The following is a 1276-nucleotide window of genomic DNA, read 5'->3' as shown; positions in this document are numbered from 1 at the left end:
CCGCGAGCCGCAGGGCCATGCCGTTCCGCCCCAGCGCCGTGAAGATCATCCACAGCATCGAGGTGGCGACGAATTCGGGGGCCAGGAACGCCAGCATCCGGAGCACCGGCGCCGCGTCGTGCCACTGATCGCCGAACAGGAAGGGGATGAGGGTCGGGGCCACGGCCGCCATGCCGAAGAAGGCGGGCACCGCCAGGAAGGACGAGGCCTCGGTGAAGCCATAGAAGGCCGTCGCCAGCTCGCCCGGCCGATCCTGCAGGCGCGCGTAGGTGGTCAATCCGACCGTGGTCAGCGGGATGACCGCCACTTGGCTCACGAGGTCGATGCAGCGCCACGCGAGGCGCAGGTAGCCGACATCGGCCGCGGACAGGAAATAGGCGGCGATCACCTCCTGGCTCCGGATCGAGGCGACGAGCAGCAGGTAGGTGCAGAACAGCCGCGAGCCGAACGCGATCTGCTCGCGCACGGAAACAAGGTGCAGCCGCAGCGGCGGAATCCAGCGGGCCGCGACCCAGGTGAGGAGCGTGGTCGCCGTCGCGGCGACGAGGCGCTGGACCACGAGGCTCCAGACACCGTAGCCGTCGAGGGCCAGCACGAGGGCGACGGCGCCGCCGAGGATGTTGGCGCCCAGCGCCCGCAGGGCGAGCTTGCGGAAGCCGAAGCTTCGCTGGAGCCGCGCCTCGTGGATCGCGCCCGCGGCCGTGATGACGAAACAGGCGGACAGCGCGCACAGGACCGGTTGCAGCGCCGGAAGGTCGAAGATCCAGGCGATCGGCCCGGACAATGCGACCAGCCCCACGGCACAGAGGGCGCCGGTGGCGAGCATGACCCAGAAGGCGGTGGCGGCGAAGTCCTCGTCGAGGTCTGCCCGCTGGACGACCGCGTCGGGCAGGCCGCAGCGGGCGACGATCTGCAGGATGTCGATGAAGACGGCGGCGATCGCCACCATCCCGAACTCAGCGGGTCCGATCAGCCGGGCGAGCACGAGGAACACCCCGAAGCTCAGGACGACGTTGCCGACGGACGCGACCGCCACCCAGCGCGCGGCGTCGAACGAGCGGCGCGTCACCTCCGCGCCGGAGGCGAGCCCAGGCTCCTCTTCGGCAGCGGCGGCTTCCGAAAGCACCGGCGCGGCGGCGCTCACGGGCGGGTTGCCCGGCGCTCGGCGACGAGTTCGGCATAGAGGTCGAGATACTTCTCGGCGACGCGCTCGGACGTCGACTCGCGGATCACGTGCTGGAAGGCGCGCTCGTCCGGGAGGTCTTTGCGCCCCCGG

Annotated in this window: 1 protein-coding gene; it reads right to left on the bottom strand. The window is 71.0% G+C overall.

What is annotated here, in order from left to right:
- Positions 1 to 1144: lipopolysaccharide biosynthesis protein (locus I53_RS11395; RefSeq protein ID WP_043350630.1), on the bottom strand; the 1144-nt coding region annotated here is incomplete at its 3' end.
- Positions 1145 to 1276: the final 132 nt, after the last annotated feature.

The organism is Methylobacterium sp. B1, from assembly GCF_000333255.1.
In the GTDB taxonomy this organism is placed as follows: Bacteria; Pseudomonadota; Alphaproteobacteria; order Rhizobiales; family Beijerinckiaceae; genus Methylobacterium; species Methylobacterium fujisawaense.
The sequence above is the reverse complement of the archived record's forward strand: the minus strand, read 5'-3'. Positions and strand labels throughout refer to the sequence as shown.